Origin of the sequence: Bifidobacterium sp. ESL0798, assembly GCF_029395415.1 — a bacterium.
GTDB lineage: Bacteria > Actinomycetota > Actinomycetes > Actinomycetales > Bifidobacteriaceae > Bifidobacterium.
In genome coordinates this window covers 1,862,956-1,882,735 of record NZ_CP113914.1, presented here as the reverse complement: position 1 = coordinate 1,882,735, position 19,780 = coordinate 1,862,956, and the positions used below count along the sequence as shown (strand labels likewise).

Below are 19,780 nucleotides of genomic sequence, written 5' to 3'. Positions count from 1 at the left end.
TGGTGTTTGAGGGTATGTCATATTGGGGGAGTGCGGCTCTGCCTGAAAGCAGACGGATGATATTGCGCGCGGTGTGGGATTCGCTGAAGCAGCAGGCTCTGTAATCTGACGTGACCGGCTGATGGTAGGTTGGCGGTATGGCTGAAATCAAAGATTTACTGGATAAAAGTACTGTGGTGCGCCCCGACGGACGTGCCGTCGACGAGCTGAGGCCCGTCAAAATCACGCGTCATTTCACCGATGCCCCGGAAGGCTCTGTGCTCATCGAATGTGGCAACACCCGTGTGATGTGCACCGCGACGTTCACGCCGGGGGTTCCGCGTTGGCGCAAGGATTCCGGGCTTGGTTGGGTTACTGCGGAGTATGCGATGCTGCCGCGTGCCACTTCCGAACGCACACCGCGAGAATCGGTCAAGGGCAAAGTCGGCGGACGCACACAGGAAATCAGCCGTTTGGTCGGTCGCTGCCTGCGCGGTGTCATCGATATGAAGGCGCTGGGCGAGAACCAGGTGCAGCTGGATTGCGATGTGCTGCAGGCCGACGGAGGCACCCGCACGGCTTCGGTGACCGGTGCTTATGTCGCGCTGGTCGATGCGTTGCACTGGGCCGAACAGCACAAGCGCATCCGTTCGGCGCAGAAGGCGATCAAGGACCAGATTTCCGCCGTTTCGGTGGGCATCATCAACGGCACTCCGATGCTTGATCTGCCGTATATCGAGGATAGCCAGGCCATGACCGACATGAACGTTGCTATGACCGGTTCCGGCAAGTTCATCGAGATTCAGGGCACCGCAGAGCATCGCCCCTTTACCCGTAACGAGCTCAATGTGCTGCTCGAGCTGGCTGAAAAGGGCAACAAGGAGCTCCAACGCGCGCAGAACGAGGCGCTCTCCAAGGACTGAATTCCTGTTTGACGAAGTCGTCTTAAAGAAATAATCGTTTGAAGGTGTGGTGTCGCTTAATGATTTTGGCACCGCCCCTTCTTGCTTATGGTTTGCATGTGTGCCTGACGCTACTATGGCAATCAGGAAATAAGACAATACAAAGGAAACGCTATGAAAATCGTCGTCGCCACGCATAATGAAGGCAAGCTGCCGGAGATTCGCAATATCATTGAAGCTGAGTTGGGCCAGGCCGCGCAACATATCGAGCTGGTGTCCGCTGGTTCGATGAATCTGCCGGACCCCGTTGAAACGGGTGTGACCTTTGAGCAGAATGCGCTGCTCAAGGCGAGGGACGTGGCCAGGCGGACCGGATTGCCGGCGCTCGCCGATGACAGCGGGCTGATCGTCGATGTGCTTGGCGCGGCCCCAGGCATTCTTTCGGCGCGCTGGTCGGGCGTGCACGGCGATGACGAGGCCAACATCGATTTGTTGCTCGCGCAGATCGCCGACATTCCAGACGACAAGCGTGGCGCGCGGTTCAATTGCGCGGCGGCGTTGGTAGTACCGAAGCATTGTGGCGAGGAACGGGCGAACGGCACGACACCGAAAGCCGAGGAAACCGTCAAGCTCGGCGAGATGCGCGGCGTGGTGATCCGTGAACCGCGCGGTGAAAACGGTTTCGGCTACGATCCGATTTTTGTGCCGGACAATCAGCCCGGCCGCCGCAACGCCAACGGCGAAAAACTGACTAGTGCCGAGATGACCGCCGAAGAGAAGAACGCGATTTCCCATCGCCACAAGGCTTTCGTCGCCTTGGCCCCTGAAATCAAGGAACTCATCGGCTGAGCGATATTGTCGAGCTGGGCAAAATGAAACCAGTGAAAAAGCGCTATTTTGGTCTTATGTCGTTGCTTTTCTCACTGAATTGAGGTCTTACTGAGGCGAAAAGCACTCTTGTGGGCCAATTTTGGTGCTTTTCTCACTGAATCGGGCTGCTGTGCAGTGGCGCGACTTACATGTGAATCAGCAGGTGTGCCACGCTCATCATGATCGTGCCGACCACTGCGGTCAGGCAGAGGATGAAGCCGGCGAGCTTGGCGTTGCCGAGTACCTTGTCGGTGAACATCGTCGAGAAAATGGCCGTCGGTGCGAGGCAGCACATGGCGGCGGTCTCGCGGATCAGCGGGCTGAACGGCAGGATATACCAGGCCAGCAACGCGAAAATAATGGCACACGGCAGGCGCCAGGCCATGACCTCGCCGACGGATTTGAGGTCGCGCTTCGAGGCGGGCAGATCGGTGAGCATACCGACCATCACCATCGAACAGAACGCGTTGGCCGCTGAAAACGGTTGCGAAACCTGGGCGATCCACGTCGGGAAATGGAAGTCGAAAAGCATCAGGATCAGCATCAGAATATAGGTGTCGAACGCCGGAGAGGAGACGAAACCTTTGATGACGTTGCGAATCAGCGCACGGCGCTGCAATCTGCGGGCATCGCGGTCGGTGGCTTTGATGCGCGGCAGTACGGGTGCGTCGCCGGCGTTCTGTTCGGCCAGCGTCTTGCCGGGGGCGATGTGCAGCAGGTTCTGCGTCATCACGTTCGTGCCGGCGGCGACCATGATGTCATTGCCGATGTCGAACATCGCGGCGGGTATCAGCGCGCCCGGGCCAAGAAACGCCTGAACCATCGGGAAGCAGAAGCAGCCGACGTTGAATCCGCCGCCGTTGAGCATCAGAAACGCGCGGTCGGACACCGGACGGTGGCGGGTGGTGAGGAAAATCAGTAGTGGTGGAATCGTCGCGGCACAAAACGAGAAGCCGGAAAGCAGCAGAAGGTTGAGTTTGTGCGGATTGGTGGCAAAGGAGTAGATGATGACACCTGGCAGAACGATATCGAATTCGAGCACCTGCACCACGCGATAGTCTTTCGCCCCTAAGATGCCGCTTCGTTTGAAGAGGTATCCAAGCGCGATGATGAGCAACAGTGTCGCCGGTTGAATGAGTGCTGACATGAATCCGTCTTCTCCTTCTTTGTACGTGGCGATCTTGCCAGACGGTTACCTTCCTCTGGCTTATATCATAGACCGTCGGTCGCCATCGGACGGATAGAGGTCAGCAGTGCGGATGTCAGATGAGTGCTCGTGTTTGTCGGATGTGTTTTGTGCCTTCATATCAGCTGTTGATTGCCTTCTTGAAAATATTGGCGTGTGTTGGATACCGGACCGTTTTCCCTAGTTGCCTTTTCTCAGTTCGAAGATAATGCGTTGAGCCACCATCTCATTGGTGACCACATCGGTGAACAGATGGCCGCGCAACGCGCCCAGCAGCGCCTTGGTCTTGAACGTGCTTTTGACCACAACGAAGCGGATAGGCGTCTGCAGGATGGTGTTCAAGTCGAGGCCGAATGTGGTGTCATGGTGTTGGTTGAGGAAGTTGCCATAGATGTCATAGGGGCGGCCGTAGGCGAGTCCTGCGACTTGTTCGAGATTGACTTGCGGGAAGATCTTGTCGACGTTTTTCGACCAGGTGGGGATTGATTTGATCGAGTCCAGCGTGCCCAGACTGGTGAAAATCAGCTCCATGCGTGCCGCCATCTTGAGGGTTGCGGTGGCGGCGATTTCTTCCATCATGCCCTTGCGGGTGTCGTCGTTGACGATGTAAAGCGGGCCGGCGAGCGTCATGTATTCGCTGGAGAACCGATCGGCGATGCGTTCGACCATGCGCATCGATCCCGCCTCTGAATGGTATTTCATGTTTTCGCCGATGAATTGCGTGAAGACCGAGTTCTCGAGCACGCCTCCGTGGAATTCGTTGATGATGTTGTAGATTACCGATCCCCACGTAGTGCCGATGACATGGCTTTGCAGAATATAGCTCTCCACCTTGCGTGCGGCGAACCGGTTGATGTTGTCGAGGTTCTGTTTGGGGTCGGCGCTGTTCTTGAGGATATAGAGATTTTTGATGCCGAAATATTCGCCGAGTTGTCGTTCGAGCTGCTGGTTGCGTACATCGGGGGACTGGATGGTGAACGTTACGATTCCGTCTTCTCGCGCCTCATCGAGGTATTTGTTGACCAGGTATCGGCTGAGATGGTATTTGGAAGAGAGCTCGGCAAGGTTCATATTGGCCTGGTAGTAGTCCTGTGCCAGATTGGCGAGTAATTCTTGTGTGACCATCCCTGTCTCCAATTCATAAGTCGATACTGATTAATCATTCCAGATTTAAAAATTTTAAATACAGTTTACATCTGTTAATAGAAGTAAAATAATTTTTTTAATTTTTTAAAAAACGCCAATATGGTTTTGCTGAATTTTAAGTTTTTGTTACCCTAAAACCGTTATTTACTCGACGATGAGAATCATCGGAAATGGTCAATGCGGACGGTCAGAAAGAACTGATCCACATGGCCGGGGAGGAGCGGAAAATTGGTAGATCAGAAGCGTGTGCTCGAGCTGCATGAACGGCATACCGGTGTGCTGGGGGTGTGCGGCGAATTGCCGGTCACCAGTCGCGCCCAGCTGTCCGAAGCCTACACCCCCGGTGTAGCAGGTTTGGCAAAGCTCATCGAAAAGGATCCTTCAGCGAAGAAGCGCTATACCGTCAGCGGCAAGCTGGTAGCGGTTGTGACGGATGGTTCGGCGGTCCTGGGACTGGGAAACATCGGTTCGGCAGGTGGGTTGCCCATCGTTGAAGGCAAGTCCCTGCTCTATAAGCAGCTTGCCGGTGTCGATGCCATCCCGATGACGCTGGAACAGGTTTCCGCCGATGAGTTCGTGGAGACCGTCGTCAATTTCTCGCAGTCGTTCGCCGGTATCCATTTGGAGGACATCGCCGCTCCGAAGGTCTTCGAGATCGAGGAGAAGCTGCGCGAAAGGCTTGATATCCCCGTTTACCATGACGATCAAACAGGCACGGCGATTGTGGTGCTGGCCGGACTTATCAATGCGGCCAAGGTCGTAGGCAAGCCATTGCAGGCTCTTCGTGTGGTCATCAACGGTGTCGGCGCCGCAGGTGTAGCGACTTCGAAGCTGTTGCTGGCGGCGGGCATCCATCATCAGACTCTTGTCGACATTCATGGTGAGGTCACGCCCGGAGACACCTCTTACAACCGTTACCAGCGAGATCTGGCCTCCCATGTGGATATGGTGCCCGGCGAGACCCTCAATGATGTCATTGCCGGTGCGGATGCGTTCATCGGCGTTTCCGTCGACCATGTCCTCGACGGTGCTGAAGTGCAAAAGATGGCCGATTCGCCGATTATTTTCGCCTTGGCGAATCCGGTTCCCGAAATCGATCCCGACGAGGCGTTTGCAGCGGGCGCAAAGGTCGTGGCCACGGGCTCGTCCCAGTGGGCCAACCAGGTCAATAACATCCTCGTTTTCCCCGGTCTGTTCAAGGGGTTGCTCGAATACGGGGTCAATGAAGTGAGCGTGCCGTTGCAGCTGCGTGTGGCGCAACGGCTTGCAGCCCTTATCGATCATCCAACCGCCGATAGGGTGGTTCCGGGCGTTTTCGATGAAGGCGTGGTCAAGGCGGTCGAAGGCGCCGTCGCCGAGTTCAAGGAGAAGTGAACATGACAGATTCGCCAACTTCCGTCAATCCGAGCAAGGATGCGCAGAAATCCGCTGAGTCCGACAACAAGTCGTCGAAGGGCTCCGGTCTGTGGTCCAAGATCAAATCTCTCAAGATAGGCTTCATGCCTGTCGGCCTCTGGCTGGTGCTTGCCGTGGGCTATGTGCTGCTCGCCATCACCAACGTCATGCCCAAGAATGATATGCTCATTTCCCTGGGTGTCATGGTCGTCTTCTCCTATCTGCTCGAGGAGATCGGCAACAACATCCCGATTCTCAAGTCTCTGGGCGGCAAGGTCCTAGTAGTCACCTTCCTGCCCTCCTTCCTGGTGTTCAAGCATTGGCTTCCGGACAGCACCGTCAAGACGGTCTCCGATTTCATGAACAACAACAATTTCCTGATGTTCTTCATCACGTTGCTGGTTGTCGGCTCGATCGCCTCCATGAACCGCAAGACGCTCTTGAAAGCCACTAGCCGCATCATCGTGGTGCTGCTGCTCTGCGACGTCATCGGTTCCTTGGTGGGCACCGGAGTCGGTATGGCGCTGGGGCTTTCGGCCTACAAGGCGTACTTCTTCATCGTCGCCCCGATTATGGCAGGCGGCGTAGGCGAAGGCGCTATGCCCATGGCTATGGGTTATGCCGCTATTCTGAGCGGCACCACCTCTGGCGACATCTTCGGCCAGATTCTTCCCGCGGTCATGCTCGGCAGCCTCGTGGCGGTCGTCTGTGCAGGCGCGATGCGCAAGCTTGGCGAGAAGAAGCCGGAACTGACCGGCAACGGCAAGCTCATCGACGACGAAAGCGACAAGCTCGAGAGCCTCAAGACCAAGGGCGGCGAAGTGAGCATCGAGAAGATGCTCATGGCCATGGTCATGGCTATCGCCTTCTATTTCCTCGCGGTGTGGCTCAACTACGTGATCAAGACCTACCTGCACTTCAACTTGCCGTCCCCGATCATCGTGCTGATCGTGCTCATGGCCGCCAAGATGCTGGGCTATATCCCCAAGGACATCGCCGAAGGCGGCGCCGCACTCAACACTTTTGTGGTCAAGGGCATCACGCCCCCGTTGCTGTTTGGCGTAGGCGTCGCTCAGACGGACTGGAACAAGCTCATCGAGGTGTTCAAATCCCCGGCTTCCATGGTTGTCATCCTGGTCACCGTGCTCGCCATTGTGGCGACGGCTTTCATTTCGGCGAAGGTCCTTGGTCTGTATCCGGTCGATACCGCCATCGCGGTGTCTTGCTGCTCCGGTCAGGGCGGTACTGGTGCACTGGCCATTCTCGCTGCCGGCGACAGGATGGAACTCATGCCCTTTGCCCAGGTCGCGGTCCGTCTCGGCGGCGCGATGACGGTGACGGTCGCCATCTTCATCATGGGGCTCGTGGTCTGAATCTGGCCTGAGTTTGGAGAACGACGGATGATGACAACGATGCGGGACATGTATTTATCAGACCCGATGACAATGCGTCAGTGGAAGGAATTCCTCGAATCGCAAGGAATCCAGGAATTCCGGTCCAGTGAGGTCGAGCCTCTGGAAGAGACCATAGGGCTCTTCGACGAGGACGACCGACTGGTCGCCACTGGCTCGTTGGCAGGGCCGATCCTCAAATACATTGCCGTTCGGCATTATGACAGCGAGCACAGCGCGTTGTTCAACCGCATCGTCGGTGAGCTCGTCGCTAGGCTGGCCGATCGCGGAGTCGCTCATTATTTCGTTTTTACCAAGCCTCGTTACATCGCCAGTTTCGAGCATGTCGGCTTTACCTGTCTCGCCCGTGTCGAGCGGGGCGGGTTGCTGGAAAGCGGCATGCCCGGCATCGACACCTACCTTGAACATGTTCGTGACTTGGGCGGCTGGCAGGCGTCGGCGGCCATCGTCATGAACGCCAATCCCTTTACCCTAGGGCATCGGAGACTGGTGGAGGTAGCCGCGCATGACAATGAGCACGTCTATGTGTTCGTCGTCCACGAAAACCGGTCCTTGTTCGCCACCGATGAGCGTTTGCGATTGGTGCGCGAAGGGGTGGCGGATTTGAAGAACGTCACGGTCGTGGACGGGGGCGACTACCTGATCGGGTTCGCCGCTTTTCCTGCCTATTTCATTCCTTCGTCCAAAGATGTCATTGATTATCAGACCAGATTGGACGCGACATTGTTCCGTGATTGGTTCGTTCCTGCCCTCGGCATCACCCATCGGTACGTGGGGCAGGAACCATATTCGTCCACTACGCAGGCCTACAACCAAGCGCTCAAGGATGTGTTGGAACCACGTACGAAAGTCACGGTTATCGAACGTAGGCAGGTCGGGCAGGAGCCTATATCCGCCTCACGTGTCCGCAGGCTTATCGCCCAAGGGGACGTTGACGGGCTCGAGGACCTGGTGCCTCCGACCACAAAAATTTTCATACAAGATCATCTGGCTCAATTGCAGATGAGAATCTAGAAAGGAACAGCAGTTTATGGATATCACACATACCGCGACTGCGGGAACCTTGGAGTCCTCGGACATCCAGGTGACGCTCGCGCCAGGAGGTGACGGAATCGACATCGATCTGACCTCCGACGTCATCAAGCAATTCGGCGATCAGATCAAGGCTTCGATCACCCAAGTTCTTAACAACTACGGCATCACTTCGGCCAAGGTCAAGGCCGTTGACAAAGGAGCGCTCGATATCGTCATCAAGGCACGCACCGTGGCCGCCGTGCAACGGGCGCTCGATATTGTCGATCAGCCCAAATGGGAGGTACTCTGAAATGGCAGTAGATTCCGAAAGACTACGCCGGACGATGATGTTCGTCCCCGGCAACAATCCGGCCATGATCAAGGACGCCGGCATCTACGGCGCCGACTCGATCATGTTCGATCTGGAAGACGGCGTCTCGCTCGACCAGAAGGACGCGGCGCGCTACTTGGTGTATGAGGCGTTGACGAACATCGACTACGGCGACACCGAAATGGTCGTCCGGATCAATGGCGACGATACCCCGTTCTATGACAACGACATCAAGGCGATGGTCAAGGCCGGCGTCGAGGTCATCCGTCTGCCCAAGGTCGAATCCGCGGCCATGATGCAGCGTCTCGAACAAAAGGTCGAGGAGGCCGAGCGCGAGTTCGGGCGTCCCGTCGGCTCCACCAATCTGATGGCGGCCGTCGAATCGGCGGAAGGCGTGCTGCATGCTGAGGAAATCGCGAAGGCATCCGACCGCATGATCGGCATCGCCCTTTCCGCCGAGGATTACACCACCGATATGAAGACCCATCGTTATCCAGATGGCAAAGAGCTGTTCTTCGCTCGCAACATGGTCGTCCATGCTGCTCGTGCAGCCAAAATCGCCGCGTTCGACACGGTGTTCTCCAATATGAACGACCCCGAGGGCTTCTACCGTGAAACGCGCTTGATCCATGAGCTTGGTTTCGACGGCAAGTCGCTTATCAACCCACGCCAGATCGAGATGGTCAACGAGGTCTTCACTCCGACGCAGAAGGAGATCGTCAACGCGCAAGGCGTCATGGCCGCCATCAAGAAGGCTCGCGAGCAAGGCTCTGGTGTCATCTCCATGAACGGCAAGATGGTCGATAGGCCGGTCGCGCTGAGGGCCGAACATGTCATGAAACTGGCGAAGGCCGCCCACGTCATCGATGAGGAGGGGAATTATCTTGGAAAGTAAAGTAGGACGTCAGTTGCCTGACGATATTATGAACGAGCTTGGTTTCAAGCCTTTCGAAACCACGGATTTCGGCAATCCCGTGATCCAGCGCAAGGCCCCCAAGGTTCGCGCTTCCACCGGTAAGGGCAAAGTGGTGGACTCGCTTGAGGACGTCGTCAAGAAGACGGTGCGCGATGGCATGACCATCTCCTTCCACCATCATTTCCGCGGCGGCGATTATGTGTTTAACAAGGTCATGCGTGTCATCATCGACGCGGGATACCGTGACCTTACGCTGGCGCCTTCCTCGTTGACCGGTGTCATGAACGATACCGTGGTCGAGGCCATCGAAAAAGGGGTCGTCACCAACATCACCTCTTCGGGAATGCGCGGCTCCTTGGGAGATGCCGTATCGCACGGTTTGCTGAAGAACCCGGTGATTTTCCGCTCGCATGGCGGCCGTGCGCGCGCCATCGAAGACGGTGACATCAACATCGACGTCGCGTTCCTGGGTGTGCCCAATTCAGACGTGATGGGCAACGCCAACGGTATGGAAGGCAAGTCGGCGTTCGGTTCCCTCGGCTATGCACTTGTGGATGCCGCTTATGCCGATACCGTCGTGCTGGTCACCGATGATATCCAGCCCTACCCGAACACCCCAGCCTCGATCAAGCAGACCCAGGTCGATTATGTGGTCAAGGTCGACGAGGTTGGAGATCCGGACAAGATCGGTTCGGGCGCCACCAGGTTCACCAAGGACCCCAAGGAACTGAAGATTGCGAAGAGCGTCAATGACGTCATCGTCAATTCTCCTTACTTCAAGGACGGATTCTCCTTCCAGACCGGTTCCGGCGGTGCGGCGCTCGCGGTTACGCGCTTCCTTCGCCAGTCGATGATCGACAACGAGATCAAGGCTTCGTTCGCCTTGGGAGGCATCACCAAGCCAACCGTCGATCTGCTTGAAGAGGGATTGGTCGGCAAGATCATGGACGTGCAGGACTTCGACAAGGGAGCCGCCTCGTCGATGCGCCTGAACAAGAACCAGCAGGAGATTGACGCGTCTTGGTACGCCGACCCGGCCAACAAGGGTGCCATGGTCGACAAGCTTGATGTCGCCATCCTTTCGGCGCTTGAAATCGACACCGATTTCAACGTCAATGTCATGACTGGTTCCGACGGCGTGATTCGTGGCGCGGTCGGCGGACACCAGGATGCCGCAACCGCCAAGCTCACCATCATCTCGGCCCCGCTGGTGCGCGGTCGCATCGCCACCGTGGTGCCTAAGGTGACGACGGTGGTCACGCCTGGCGATTCGGTCGACGTACTGGTTACCGAGGTGGGTATCGCCATTAATCCGAAGCGCAAGGATCTCGTCGAGTCGCTGAGTGACATCCCGGGACTGCCGGTCTATACGATTCAGGAGCTTCAAGAGCGTGCGCAAAAGCTGCTCGGCACGCCTGAACCGCTGAAGTTCACCGACCGTACCGTAGCGCTGGTCGAGTATCGCGACGGTACGATCATCGACCAGATCCGTGAGGTCCAGGACTGAGCGGTCGGAAAATCCATGGCGGGCCGGCGAAGAATTGGGGGCTTCGCCGGCCCACCGTCCCGCTCGTTTTCTGGTATTTATGTACCGGGAAACGAACGGGGCCATTTCGTTTTAGTCAGGATGTATTCGCCATGCCAAGTTGTAATACCTTCTGTTGTGAAACGAATACGTGTCAATGCGTATGAAAGGTCAGGGATGATGATATTGGATCATGGTCAACGGCAGCCACTCGACGCCATACTTGACAACCGGGAATGGCGCGCACATCTGCAGGAAACGTTGATGGATTCATTTGCGAATGGCTGCATCGTCGCCGCAAAGCTCAATGTACCTGGTGCCATCAAGAACAATATCACGTTGCAGGCCATTTTCAGGGTCGGATTGATTGAACTTGGGCGGCGTATGCAAGACGAATGCCTGTGCGCGGCGGAATTCCATTACTATGTGAACAGACCAACAGGCCCCGAGGCTTTCGCGGCCTTCGAAAAAAGCGACTGGACGTCGATCAAGCGTGTAGCCATAGCTTTTGAGGACGATTTCACGCTCGGAAGGCTTTTCGACATTGATGTCATGCGACGACATAGTGCTCATCAGCTTTCGCGCACCGATTTGGGAATGCCCGCCCGGCGTTGCATGGTCTGCGAAAAGCCGGCCAAGGAGTGCGCTCGCAGCCAGACTCACACAGCCCGTGAATTGGCCGAGGCGGTGGAACGTCAATATCTTGCGTATTGCTCTTCTGCAGGCAATGGCGGGCATACTGCAGGCATCTGATGACGACGGCAAATCGTGAGATGCAAGTAGGAGATCGTTTTGCTTCTTGTCTTTGCGGGCAACCTGCATTCGGCAAACAGAGACTGATGAGCCGTGAAAAGCCCTCTAAATATATAAATTCTTTTAATCTGGTAGGAATCAGCGATGCGTTATAACCCGGAACAGTTGGCCGACATGGCCCAAGCCGCTTTGCTCTATGAGGTGATGGTGCAGCCCAAGCCCGGACTCGTCGATCCGGTCGACTCCGGTCCGCATCATGACATGAATGCCTTTACCTTTGTCAACAGTGCTATCTCGCTGAAGCCGTATCTCCAAGAGGCCAGCCGTCTAGGCATGAATTTTGCGGGAACCGACATGCCCCGGCTCTTCAACCAGCTTCGTGCTGCCGGACGCAAGGCGGAGCAGACGATGTTCGCCGCAACGCATGGGGTGAACACCCATAAGGGGGCCATTTTCTCCTTGGGCATCGCTGTCGGTGCCACCGCGCATTGGTGCAAGACCCGCGATTACGACACCGATGGCGTTCGTAGGTTGGTCAAGCGCATGCTGACTGGGCTGACGAAGCACGATATGGGACGTGTGGAAGCCGAAGGCGCCGAAGCCGAGCTGACAGCCGGCGAACGTCAGTATCTCCGTTTCCGTTCGACGGGCGCCAGAGGCGAAGCCGAACAGGGGTTTCCTTCGGTGATGGAAGTTGCGTTGCCGTTTTTGCGCAATGCAGAGGGGCCGCTGAATGTGCGATTGCTGGATACGTTGATGACTTTGGCCGGCCATGTTGAAGACACCAATCTCGTCAAGCGCGCGGGAACTCGCGACGTCTTGGAATGGATGCGCTCGCAGTGTAATCGGTATTTCGAGCTGGGAGGTGCAGGCAGTGCCGAAGGGATGGAATTTCTGCTGGAGCTCAACAACGCCTGCGTCGAGCGCAATCTGAGCTTGGGAGGCTGTGCGGATTTGCTCATCCTAACCATCTTCTTTGGCTTGTTGGAAGGTGTCATCCATGCGTGAACGCCCCATCAGGGCGAGTTCAATGGCGTATGCTGGGCTTTGGCTTCGATAGGAATGCCGCATTTTATGAGGACTTGACCGAACGTTTGAGGGCAGAGGCGTGATGAGTTTGAATGGCAGGGATGAACGACGAGAGAACGGCGCGATCAGGATCTGCGGCCCTGAAGATGTTGCATTGCTGCATCGTATGAGCGTCGAGACGTATGTCGACACGTTCGCGGGCACCAGTTCCGAAGAAGACATGAACAAGTTTCTCGAGGAGTCCTATTCCGAGCCGGTCTTGCACGGCGAACTGAGCAATCCGGATTCCGTGTTCCTCTTGATTTCGGTACAGCCTGATAGCGACTCTGAGGAACACGCGGATTCAGATTCTTCCAACTCGACCAAGACCGACGAGATTCCTTCGGGCTATATGAAGCTGAATTTCGGCAAGGCGCAGGTCGAGGATATGGGGGCAGGAACGATGGAGATTCAGCGCCTATATATTAGTAAACGGTTCAAAGGGCATGGGTTTGGCACCCGGCTGATGAATCTGGCGTTGAAAACGGCCCGCGAACGCGACCTGCACAAGGTGTGGCTTGGCGTGTGGGAGCACAACGAGCCCGCGAAACGCTTCTACTCCGGCAAAGGTTTTGTGCGCGTCGGCCAGCATGCGTTCTGGCAGGGAGATGACAAGCAGACCGACTACCTGATGGCACGCGATTTGTGACGGCACTCCAAGTTCACACAGCAGTACATGAAGATGCGAGCAAAATCAGGCTTTTGACCCTATTTTCTTGATTTTCATCGCATGTTCGATTGAACATGCGAGCATAATCAGCTTTTTCGTGTTTCAAGAGCTGCATTGTGCGGGACGTCTGGTAAATTGAATGGTGTTACGCGCGCATGGCGGAATTGGTAGACGCGCAGGATTTAGGTTCCTGTGACTTTGTTCGTGAGGGTTCGAGTCCCTTTGCGCGCACTTTTGAGGTATTTTCAAGGTGAGTTGTCAAAAAGGTTCAGGTTTACTGCCGATTGACGTTTCAAGGTATATGGTATCGTTGTCGATTTCGTTGCGAATCATGCTAAATTGCCCTAAATAAGGGCATTGTGAACTCAAAAATAACTCAGCATGAACTCAATTATTGATTACCGGAATTCCCCATTATCGTGGTTTGATAATATGTGATTTTGATTACGTTCTTTACCTGATTCGGTTTACACTGTGTTTTGGTGTCATTGAGTTCGGATCCTCAATGATTATCGGGAGAAAGGGAGCTTCATGGCCGACAAAGTATTGGTAACGTATTGTTCTGTTTCGGGAAACACGCGCGCTGTGGCGCAGAAGTTGGCGAAGGTCGCCAAGGCCGATATTGAGGAGATCCGGCCGTCGATGCCCTATATCGCCTCCGACCTCAACGCGGATGACGACAAAAGCCGGGCGAGCGTCGAGCATGCCGTCGATGCCCGCCCCAAGATGGCTGCTTCCATCGATGTCAGCGGCTATGACGTGGTGTTCGTCGGTTATCCGATCTGGTATGGTGTCGCGCCGCAGATTGTGCGCACGTTCCTGGAAAGCCAGGATTTCTCGGGCAAGACCGTCATCACGTTCGCCACTTCCGGCGGAAGTCTTGACGGTGCAAACGGAGAGCATCTGCATGGTTGCGCGCCCAAGGCGACATGGAAGACCGGTCGTCGCTTCGCTGCGGATGTAAGTGTTGAGGACTTGGACCAGTGGGTCAAGGAACTTGATTTGTAATCGAATATGAAACGGGCCGCTACCGGAAGGTAACGGCCTATTTTTGTTGGCGATGTGACCTCTGGCGCAAACTGTGAAGTTCTTTTGGCTGTTTAAAGCTGGACAAGGATCTTGACGTGGTGCTCGCCGTTGTTTTCATCGGGTATTGATCGGCGGCGATCTGGTTATGTCGAAGCGTAAAAGCTTTGCCATAAATGGGAATATTTGTGGCGAGGCTTTTACGCTTCGGTCGGCTTTGAAATTACTTGGTTTCCGGGGAACGGTGGTGCCGGCGAGCGGCTTTTCGCCTGGCCTGGCGAGCGGGCCGACCAGCTCGTGGGCGGTGTAGGGTTCTTCGAGATAGGCGATGTCGCGCTCGCTCAACTTGACGTCGAGGGCGGCGACGGCCTGATCGACGCGTTCGGGAGAGTTGCAGCCGACGATGGGTGCGGCCGGTCCGTGCGCCCACTGCCATGCCAGAGCGATCTGGGCCATACTCACGCCATGACGTTCCGCGAGTTCGGCGACACGGTCGACAATCGGCTGGTCAGCCGCGCGGTCTTGGTCGTATTTGCTGTGCTCGACCCTGTCGGTTCTGCCGCGCAACGAGTCCGAATCCCAGCTCTTGCGCGCGAGATGGCCGGAAGCCAGCGGGCTGTAAGCGGTGGGAATGGCTCCGTACTGCCGGGCGACGGGAATGAGCTCGCGCTCGTCCTCGCGGTAAATGAGATTGTAATGGCACTGCACCGTGGAGAGCTTCGTCCAGTCGTTGCGTTCGGCCACGGCCTCAAGGTTGTGGTACTGGTAGCCGTACATCTCGCTGGCGCCGAGCGCGCGTACCTTGCCTTCGCGTACGAGGCTGTCGATTGCCTCCATGGTTTCTTCGATGGGTGTGTCGTAATCGAAGCGGTGCAGGATATAAAGGTCGAGATAGTCGGTATCAAGGCGCCTCAGGCTGCCTTCGACCTCGCGTTTGATTGCGGCGGCGGACGAGTGCCCTTCGTTGAAATACACTTTGCTGGCCAGTACCACCTTCTCGCGCGGAACGTTGAGGTTTCGAAGCGCCCGGCCGATGTATTCCTCGCTGGTGCCGCGCGCGTAGCAGTTGGCCGTGTCGATGGCGTTGACGCCGAGTTCGAGGGCGCGGGCGATGACCGCCTGCGTTTTCTCTTGGTCGAGCGTCCAGACGTGTTGGGCCGGGTCGGGTTCACCGAAGGACATGCCTCCGATGAACATCGGCGAAACTTGACTCCCGAATCCCCTAAAGCGATGCGTTTCATGTTGTGCTACTTTCTGTTGTTTGGTGATTACTCACGGTATTTTTCGGTATTGTCGCCATTGACATGGCTTATTGGATGGATGATTATCGAGTTTTATGACTGCGGAATTGTGATAGGTCCTGTTCCGGCTTTTCGATTGGCGGGTTGCAAAGCTGCAGTTAGTGGAGACGAAGTCCTTCAACGTGCTGTTGTTTCGGGCTTTAGTATTTTGCGCTCGACCCGAGTGGATCAGCTGACCGTTGTTTTCCGCTTTGTCTTGTTTGTCGTTGGCGCGGTATCCGTCAGTTTGGTGGTGACTTCCGTTTCGGTATTTTGATTGTCGTGCCAGTGGCTGAGTTCCTTGACTTTCTGCTCGGCACGGGCTCCAAGGCTCGTGGCCTTTGCATCATCGCCATCCGAAACTGCTTGCCAATACTGGATTTTGAGATTGACGTATTCCTCGCGGGCCTTCAGAAAGTTGCGTTCCTCGGTCAGCCGACGTTTCTGGTCTCGCAGCAGTTCGATTTCGGTCGGCGCACCTTCCTGCCCGCGCTTTCGGTTGGCCATGTATTCCTTCATCTTCGCCAGCGGCATGCCGGTCGCCGACAGGCAGGAGATGATGAGCAGCGCCTGCAGATCATCGTCGCTGTACGCGCGATGGCCGGTATCTGGGTCGCGGGCGATGGGGGCGATGATGCCGACGTCCTCGTAGTAGCGCAAGGTGCTTTCGGGCAGGCCGCAGTAGAGCGCCGCTTCGCCGATGGAATGCCAAGTCTGGGTGTTCATGCCCTCACGCTATTGGCTTCAAGCATTAGAAGCCAAAACAGCAGATTGAACGATACCTTTTGTTTGCAATAAGTCGGGCGCGGGAATTAGTGTAGCAAGCTATGGATATGGACGAGGCGAAGTTCAACGCGGCCGGAGCTGATAGTTTGGGGCCGCTGATCAAGGTGGCGAATACCTTGATCGAAAAGGAACTCAACAACCGCGTCGCTTCGATGTTCGAGGGGTACAGCCTCACCGGGCCGCAGATCACGCTGATGGTCTATCTGCACGACGCTCACGGGCACGCCGTCACCCAGCGCGAGATCGCCGACCGGTTCGTGTTGAGCCATCCCACGATTCGGGGCATTGTCAAGCGGCTCGAAAGCGCCGGTCTTATCAAGACTTCGCAGCTGGAAAGCGACCGGCGGCAGATTCTGCTCGAGCTCACCGACACGGGGCAGCAGCTGATGGACCGGCGTGCCGATGATATCCATGCCGTGATGAAGCAAATCAACGGGAAAATTACCGATGGCCTGACAAGTGCGGAGCAGACGAGATTGGTTGCCGCACTCAAACGAATCGTTGCCAACTTTTCGGACGGGTCGGTGCAGTGAAAGCAATGATCGACGATGTTTGTGCAGCATGGAATGCATATGTGCGGTTGATTGACACTTCAGTGCTACTGCTGACTGTGACCCGAATTTTGAAAACGTTGAAATTCCGGGGTTTTGACGAAAAGAAGATTTGTACATTGAGCACTTTTGCGGCAGGGAAGTTACTGATGGGCATAGTTGTGCAGCTTCGCTGCTGCGATTCCTCGGTTGTCGGTAACTGATGTGTGGTTCTGCGCCGGTACGAGGCGATTTATTTTTTATTCAAACTGTAGCTTGCTATAAATTAGGAGAGGTTATCAATGGTAGGTCAGCAATCGGTAAAGCAGCAAGGCGGGGAGCAGAACGCTGCGACCTCGAAGCATGAATCCGGGCAGGAAGGTGGTTTTACTTCACCCATCACCTCACGTCAGCGCGGGCTGATGATGGCGGTGCTGCTGCTGGGGTCGTTCACGGCGCTGATGGCCGAAACGTTTCTGAACAACGCGCTGCCGACGATCATGGGGGCGTTTTCGGTCAGTCAGGCTACGGCGCAATGGCTCACCACAGCCTACCTGCTGGTGGTCGGGCTGATGATTCCGATGTCGGCGTGGGTGTTCGAGTCCTTCAATCTGCGCACCACGTTCGTGACCTTGATGGCCGTTTTCCTTGTCGGCTCGATCGTCTGCATTTTCGCGCCGAATTTCTGGGTGCTGCTCGCGGGCCGTATCGTCGAGGCGATCGCTGCCGGCGGACTCATGCCGTTCATCCAGAACGTCATCCTGATGATGTTCCCGCCCGAAAAGCGCGGTATGGCCATGGGCATCACCGGCTTGGTCATCGGTTTCGGCCCGGCGGTCGGCCCCACCATTTCTGGCCTGATCCTCAAGGTCTCGGGTTTCAAGACGCTGTTCATCATCCTCGCGCTCGCCAGCGCCGTCACCGCGATTCTCGCCGTCCCGCTGGTACGTAACATCACCTCGCCGCGTCCCTGCACCACCGATGTCATTTCCTTCGCCGAGTCCATCTTCGGCTTTGGCCTCATCCTTTATGCGCTGTCCGAGGTCGGCAACACCGGGCGCATCACGTTGCTGCTTGCGGTGCTGTTCGTCATCGGCGTGGTCATCATGGCACTGTTCTGCGTTCGCCAGTTCAAGCTTTCCAAGCCGTTGCTTGACCTTCACGTTTTCGGCAACGCCCGCTTCAACCTGTGCACATTGTTGAGCACCATTGCGAACATCGCCATGGTCGGCATCGAACTGGTGCTGCCGCTCTACCTGCAGACCACACGCGGCGAATCGGCGCTGGCCAGCGGCTTGGTGATGATGCCCGGCGCCTTGGTGATGGTGGTCTGCAACCCGATTTCCGGCACGCTTTACGACAAGCTCGGCATCAAAAAGCTCTCGTTCTTCGGCTTCCTGATGCTCTTACTTGGTTCGGTGCCGATGCTCTGGTTCAGCGCGAAAACCAGCCTGTGGCTCATCGGCCTATGCTACGCGCTGCGCATGGTCGGCATATCCTTCACGATGATGACCACGTTCACCGCCGGTATCAACTTGAGTGCCGCCCGCCTTACCGCCCATGCCAACGCCGCTTCGTCCACAGTTCGCCAGGTCGGCGGCTCGTTGGGTACGGCGCTTGCGATGCTGGTCATCTCGCTTGCCGCCACCTCCCAGGCCTCTGCCGGTAAGGCCGCGGCACAAGCCATCGGCTACCACTGGGGCTTCATCCTCATGGTCGTTTTCGCCGTTATCGGTCTCGTCGCCTCGTTCTTCCTGCCAAACGCCGCAGCGGAGCACCAGGCCATTGCCGCCGAAAGTAAGTAAATAAGGTGAAACATATTAAAAAGTCCGGCGATAGTTTGGCCTGTCGTCGGGCTTCCTGCCTTGCCGTTTTGCAGCTTATAGTCACCACTAACGGCGAGGTGCTGGCGCTACTTCATCTTCCAGAATGCCAACAGTAGGCATCCTATGAGGATTGCCGTGGCCTAAGGCGGACTTACTTTAGGTGCGATCGTGAGCAACACCGTTGTCACGAGCCAGCAGAGCCCGGCGTTCCCGGGCTTGTTATTATCGTTAGGTGCCATTTCTGGCCTCCCATTGTTTCAGCTTCAGCCGGCCTTATGGTCCCGGCCGGTCGCCCACACGTTTCTGGTTTCCGGTTCGGGGATTGCCGTGCCGCGTGTGTGCGGCTTTGCCAACGTCTCATATCTAAAAGTGAATGTCAATTTAAAACGTTGATATTGACGAAAATTCAAGGTTTCTTGATATGACCTGTGCTTTTCCGCTGCTGCATGATATCCTCAAGTTATCGATTGGAATCGGTTCGCATCGAGGTGTTGTCCGGGACTTTAAAGCTTGACCTCGTTGGATTTCATCGATAGGGCGCTTATATTATCTCGTCCTTGTTTTAGCTGATTTGTGTGGGCTATCGGCTTCAGCCTGTAGCCCACACAAGTTTTCAATATTGTGGCTTGGTGTCTTAACATTTTGTTTCCGCTGTCGCCTTATTGGTTTTGCAGATTACTTATTTTGATTTCAAGTGCTTGAAGTCTTTAGGATTTGGTTTTGACGATGATGTCGTAACGGATAATACGTGAAAGGAACCAGTCATGGCTAAGAAACAGACGGCAGGGCACGACCAGTTGGGCGACTTCGCCCCGCAATTCGCGCATTTCAACGACGATGTGCTCTTCAGCGAGGTATGGGCCGACGAGCAGAGCCTGTCGGCGCACGACCGCTCGATGATCACGATAGCGGCGATCATCGCGATGGGCGCGACCGAACAGCTCGACGCGCATCTGAACATGGGCAAGGCCAACGGCATCACCGCCGACGAAATAGCCGCCGAAATTACGCATCTGGCCTTCTACGTCGGCTGGCCAAAGGCCTGGTCCGCTTTCAACCGCGCCAAGCAGGTCTGGGCCGATGACGAGACAGCTGAAAAGTAACGTTTGAATCTAAAAGTTCGTTTCCGATTAACTCATTTGATATAAAAATCGGTGTCACGGCA

20 protein-coding genes and 1 tRNA gene are annotated in these 19,780 nt (G+C 56.0%); 17 read left to right on the top strand and 4 right to left on the bottom strand.

Annotated elements, in window-relative coordinates; all coding sequences use genetic code 11:
- Nucleotides 1–137: 137 nt before the first annotated feature.
- Both rph and rdgB read left to right on the top strand, forming a co-directional pair.
- A complete protein-coding gene (gene rph, locus OZX74_RS07770; protein WP_277156356.1) occupies nucleotides 138–902 on the top strand; it encodes a ribonuclease PH in 765 nt (254 codons plus the stop codon).
- Between the two features lie 153 nt (nucleotides 903–1,055).
- The gene (gene rdgB / locus OZX74_RS07765; RefSeq protein ID WP_277156355.1) at nucleotides 1,056–1,730 is read left to right on the top strand and encodes an RdgB/HAM1 family non-canonical purine NTP pyrophosphatase; all 675 of its coding nucleotides are present in this window, start codon (nucleotides 1,056–1,058) and stop codon (nucleotides 1,728–1,730) included.
- A 166-nt stretch (nucleotides 1,731–1,896) separates the two neighbouring features.
- On the opposite strand, the gene OZX74_RS07760 is transcribed toward rdgB, so the two are convergent.
- On the bottom strand, nucleotides 1,897–2,898 hold the full coding sequence (locus OZX74_RS07760) for an AEC family transporter (protein ID WP_277156354.1): 1,002 nt from the start codon (nucleotides 2,896–2,898) through the stop codon (nucleotides 1,897–1,899).
- 219 nt (nucleotides 2,899–3,117) lie between these two features.
- The gene (locus tag OZX74_RS07755) at nucleotides 3,118–4,062 is read right to left on the bottom strand and encodes a sugar-binding domain-containing protein (RefSeq protein ID WP_277156353.1); all 945 of its coding nucleotides are present in this window, start codon (nucleotides 4,060–4,062) and stop codon (nucleotides 3,118–3,120) included.
- 249 nt (nucleotides 4,063–4,311) lie between these two features.
- Between OZX74_RS07755 and OZX74_RS07750 the strand changes: the two genes are divergently transcribed.
- The 11 genes from OZX74_RS07750 (at nucleotide 4,312) to OZX74_RS07700 (ending at nucleotide 14,175) form a co-directional block, all read left to right on the top strand.
- Complete coding sequence (locus OZX74_RS07750) at nucleotides 4,312–5,457, top strand: malic enzyme-like NAD(P)-binding protein (RefSeq protein WP_277156352.1); 1,146 nt, start codon at nucleotides 4,312–4,314, stop codon at nucleotides 5,455–5,457.
- A gap of 2 nt (nucleotides 5,458–5,459) precedes the next feature.
- A complete protein-coding gene (locus OZX74_RS07745; protein ID WP_277156351.1) occupies nucleotides 5,460–6,851 on the top strand; it encodes a 2-hydroxycarboxylate transporter family protein in 1,392 nt (463 codons plus the stop codon).
- Between the two features lie 48 nt (nucleotides 6,852–6,899).
- On the top strand, nucleotides 6,900–7,904 hold the full coding sequence (gene citC, locus OZX74_RS07740; protein ID WP_277156350.1) for a [citrate (pro-3S)-lyase] ligase: 1,005 nt from the start codon (nucleotides 6,900–6,902) through the stop codon (nucleotides 7,902–7,904).
- A 16-nt stretch (nucleotides 7,905–7,920) separates the two neighbouring features.
- On the top strand, nucleotides 7,921–8,214 hold the full coding sequence (citD, locus tag OZX74_RS07735; protein WP_277156349.1) for a citrate lyase acyl carrier protein: 294 nt from the start codon (nucleotides 7,921–7,923) through the stop codon (nucleotides 8,212–8,214).
- Between the two features lies 1 nt (nucleotide 8,215).
- Nucleotides 8,216–9,130, top strand: coding sequence for a citrate (pro-3S)-lyase subunit beta (citE, locus tag OZX74_RS07730; RefSeq protein WP_277156348.1), 915 nt, complete (start codon nucleotides 8,216–8,218; stop codon nucleotides 9,128–9,130).
- A gap of 13 nt (nucleotides 9,131–9,143) precedes the next feature.
- Nucleotides 9,144–10,658 (top strand): citrate lyase subunit alpha, encoded by a 1,515-nt coding sequence (gene citF / locus OZX74_RS07725; RefSeq protein WP_277156347.1) that lies wholly within the window; start codon nucleotides 9,144–9,146, stop codon nucleotides 10,656–10,658.
- 15 nt (nucleotides 10,659–10,673) lie between these two features.
- A complete protein-coding gene (citX, locus tag OZX74_RS07720; protein ID WP_348519547.1) occupies nucleotides 10,674–11,429 on the top strand; it encodes a citrate lyase holo-[acyl-carrier protein] synthase in 756 nt (251 codons plus the stop codon).
- 144 nt (nucleotides 11,430–11,573) lie between these two features.
- A complete protein-coding gene (citG, locus tag OZX74_RS07715) occupies nucleotides 11,574–12,437 on the top strand; it encodes a triphosphoribosyl-dephospho-CoA synthase CitG (RefSeq protein ID WP_277156346.1) in 864 nt (287 codons plus the stop codon).
- Nucleotides 12,438–12,540: 103 nt separating this feature from the next.
- Entirely contained in the window at nucleotides 12,541–13,146 is a 606-nt protein-coding gene (locus OZX74_RS07710; protein ID WP_277156345.1) for a GNAT family N-acetyltransferase, read from the top strand.
- 170 nt (nucleotides 13,147–13,316) lie between these two features.
- Nucleotides 13,317–13,398, top strand: a tRNA-Leu gene (locus OZX74_RS07705).
- A 300-nt stretch (nucleotides 13,399–13,698) separates the two neighbouring features.
- Nucleotides 13,699–14,175, top strand: a complete 477-nt coding sequence (locus OZX74_RS07700; protein WP_277156344.1) for a flavodoxin — start codon at nucleotides 13,699–13,701, stop codon at nucleotides 14,173–14,175.
- A 135-nt stretch (nucleotides 14,176–14,310) separates the two neighbouring features.
- On the opposite strand, the gene OZX74_RS07695 is transcribed toward OZX74_RS07700, so the two are convergent.
- Both OZX74_RS07695 and OZX74_RS07690 read right to left on the bottom strand, forming a co-directional pair.
- A complete protein-coding gene (locus tag OZX74_RS07695; RefSeq protein ID WP_277156343.1) occupies nucleotides 14,311–15,390 on the bottom strand; it encodes an aldo/keto reductase in 1,080 nt (359 codons plus the stop codon).
- Between the two features lie 272 nt (nucleotides 15,391–15,662).
- Nucleotides 15,663–16,199, bottom strand: coding sequence for a MerR family transcriptional regulator (locus tag OZX74_RS07690; RefSeq protein ID WP_277156342.1), 537 nt, complete (start codon nucleotides 16,197–16,199; stop codon nucleotides 15,663–15,665).
- A 107-nt stretch (nucleotides 16,200–16,306) separates the two neighbouring features.
- Here OZX74_RS07690 and OZX74_RS07685 point away from each other — a divergent pair, with 107 nt between their 5' ends.
- From OZX74_RS07685 to OZX74_RS07670, 4 genes are all read left to right on the top strand, one after another.
- Nucleotides 16,307–16,792, top strand: coding sequence for a MarR family transcriptional regulator (locus OZX74_RS07685; protein ID WP_277156341.1), 486 nt, complete (start codon nucleotides 16,307–16,309; stop codon nucleotides 16,790–16,792).
- Between the two features lie 299 nt (nucleotides 16,793–17,091).
- Nucleotides 17,092–18,594 (top strand): MDR family MFS transporter, encoded by a 1,503-nt coding sequence (locus OZX74_RS07680; protein WP_277156340.1) that lies wholly within the window; start codon nucleotides 17,092–17,094, stop codon nucleotides 18,592–18,594.
- Between the two features lie 189 nt (nucleotides 18,595–18,783).
- A complete protein-coding gene (locus tag OZX74_RS07675) occupies nucleotides 18,784–19,008 on the top strand; it encodes a hypothetical protein (protein ID WP_277156339.1) in 225 nt (74 codons plus the stop codon).
- A 371-nt stretch (nucleotides 19,009–19,379) separates the two neighbouring features.
- Nucleotides 19,380–19,718 carry a carboxymuconolactone decarboxylase family protein gene (locus OZX74_RS07670; RefSeq protein WP_277156338.1) on the top strand — a complete coding sequence of 113 codons (339 nt, stop codon included), beginning with the start codon at nucleotides 19,380–19,382 and terminating at the stop codon, nucleotides 19,716–19,718.
- Nucleotides 19,719–19,780: the final 62 nt, after the last annotated feature.

Bases quoted from the DNA above. Each gene is read 5' to 3' on its own strand.
- OZX74_RS07745 (WP_277156351.1), top strand. From the start codon at position 5,460: ATGACAGATTCGCCAACTTCCGTCAATCCGAGCAAGGATGCGCAGAAA.
- OZX74_RS07695 (WP_277156343.1), bottom strand. From the start codon at position 15,390: ATGTTCATCGGAGGCATGTCCTTCGGTGAACCCGACCCGGCCCAACAC.
- OZX74_RS07700 (WP_277156344.1), top strand. From the start codon at position 13,699: ATGGCCGACAAAGTATTGGTAACGTATTGTTCTGTTTCGGGAAACACG.
- OZX74_RS07690 (WP_277156342.1), bottom strand. From the start codon at position 16,199: ATGAACACCCAGACTTGGCATTCCATCGGCGAAGCGGCGCTCTACTGC.
- citE (WP_277156348.1), top strand. From the start codon at position 8,216: ATGGCAGTAGATTCCGAAAGACTACGCCGGACGATGATGTTCGTCCCC.
- OZX74_RS07680 (WP_277156340.1), top strand. From the start codon at position 17,092: ATGGTAGGTCAGCAATCGGTAAAGCAGCAAGGCGGGGAGCAGAACGCT.
- citD (WP_277156349.1), top strand. From the start codon at position 7,921: ATGGATATCACACATACCGCGACTGCGGGAACCTTGGAGTCCTCGGAC.
- rph (WP_277156356.1), top strand. From the start codon at position 138: ATGGCTGAAATCAAAGATTTACTGGATAAAAGTACTGTGGTGCGCCCC.
- OZX74_RS07760 (WP_277156354.1), bottom strand. From the start codon at position 2,898: ATGTCAGCACTCATTCAACCGGCGACACTGTTGCTCATCATCGCGCTT.
- OZX74_RS07710 (WP_277156345.1), top strand. From the start codon at position 12,541: ATGAGTTTGAATGGCAGGGATGAACGACGAGAGAACGGCGCGATCAGG.
- OZX74_RS07670 (WP_277156338.1), top strand. From the start codon at position 19,380: ATGGCTAAGAAACAGACGGCAGGGCACGACCAGTTGGGCGACTTCGCC.
- citX (WP_348519547.1), top strand. From the start codon at position 10,674: ATGGCGGGCCGGCGAAGAATTGGGGGCTTCGCCGGCCCACCGTCCCGC.
- citG (WP_277156346.1), top strand. From the start codon at position 11,574: ATGCGTTATAACCCGGAACAGTTGGCCGACATGGCCCAAGCCGCTTTG.
- OZX74_RS07755 (WP_277156353.1), bottom strand. From the start codon at position 4,062: ATGGTCACACAAGAATTACTCGCCAATCTGGCACAGGACTACTACCAG.
- OZX74_RS07685 (WP_277156341.1), top strand. From the start codon at position 16,307: ATGGACGAGGCGAAGTTCAACGCGGCCGGAGCTGATAGTTTGGGGCCG.
- citC (WP_277156350.1), top strand. From the start codon at position 6,900: ATGTATTTATCAGACCCGATGACAATGCGTCAGTGGAAGGAATTCCTC.
- rdgB (WP_277156355.1), top strand. From the start codon at position 1,056: ATGAAAATCGTCGTCGCCACGCATAATGAAGGCAAGCTGCCGGAGATT.